Annotated in this window: 1 protein-coding gene; it reads left to right on the top strand. The window is 34.6% G+C overall.

Going from position 1 to position 1,355, the window contains the following annotated elements:
- Window positions 1-145: 145 nt before the first annotated feature.
- A complete protein-coding gene (locus QI30_RS19515) occupies window positions 146-1,150 on the top strand; it encodes a VanZ family protein (protein WP_126992115.1) in 1,005 nt (334 codons plus the stop codon).
- Window positions 1,151-1,355 lie beyond the last annotated feature (205 nt).

Consider the following 1,355-nt stretch of genomic DNA (forward strand, 5'->3'; position numbering starts at 1 on the left):
ATTTACTGTTAAGTATCATGCCAACGATTTTTTATGCAAGGCAAGGAATCCATAAGGTTTGCTGGAGAGTGGAAGACCTATTGAAACTTCATACTTAAAATGGTAAGATGCAATCTTTTACATCAAAGAAAAGAAAGGACATTTTATGAAACAAGTAAATTTACGTAAAATCACAATTGTGCTGTTAACATTATATACAGCTTTGATCCTCTATTTCTTATATCTAGGTTTTAATAGAGGTCTACTGGGGACAGACTCTAGCTTACGATACAATCTAATACCTGAAGGAATCCCATTGCATTATCCAATAGGAAAAGGCTTTCAAATCTGGTTTTTTGAGTACGGGAATTTTTTAGCGTTTATCCCTTTTGGCGTGATTATTCCACTCCTGTTTCGTTGTAGTTTTAAACGCTTTATCGTCGTTTTTATAGTATCAATAACAATTCTTGAAACGATTCAAATGCTTACACATTTAGGAGCTTTTGATATAAATGATATTATTATAAATTCATTGGGTGCTGCAGTAGGGTTTTCAGCACAGCGAATCGTCACTCATAACCGAGATAATCTAAAAGGAGTTATCAAAATCGTATTACTTTCCATGGTGCTTGCCCTTGGAACAATAATAATTGTTGGCGGTATTAATCAATATTTAGAAAAAGGCGAAGGGAAAATTATTGCCCTGAATGACCTGGTACAAGAAGATGAGTCTATCCAATGGGATGAAAACTTGTCCACTTTTACAATTGGCCAAAACGAAGTAGCCCCACAACTAAATTTAATTGATAGAGAGCATACAAAAACCAATGAATTCGTGTATCTATTAGATAGCAAATATAAATATATGACAGGTTATGTTGCAATACCTGACGATGTTTTGAACGCTACAAGCACAAAGAGTATTGAAATAGAGTTCATCAGCGATGGAGAAGTAATTTATTCGGTAGGGTTAACCACTACAAGGGGAAAAAATGGCATAGAGTCGTTTGAAGTCCCTCTTAATGAAGTGAATAATTTAACAATAAAAATAAATAGTGACAGTGCAGATTCAATAACTCATGCCGTAATATGGGACATGACACTTACAGAAGAGAACGTTGGTCAAAAGGTTATTAACAGTATAAAAGAAAAGATAAAATCACTATTCTAAAAAATCTCATCATATAAAAAAATAGACTTGATTCCAGAGAATTAGGAATTGAGCCTTTAATTGTGGCGGTGACCATTTATGTATGAACCGCTGCTAATTTATCTTCTGCGCTCATTTTCCCCATAGAAAAACCGCACCTCCTTGTTAGTATGTCTAACAAATGAGGTGCAGTTCAATGCCACATAGAGAACGTTCAATCCAGCAG

This window comes from Candidatus Kurthia intestinigallinarum (assembly GCF_003991225.1).
Taxonomy (GTDB): Bacteria; Bacillota; Bacilli; order Bacillales_A; family Planococcaceae; genus Kurthia; species Kurthia populi.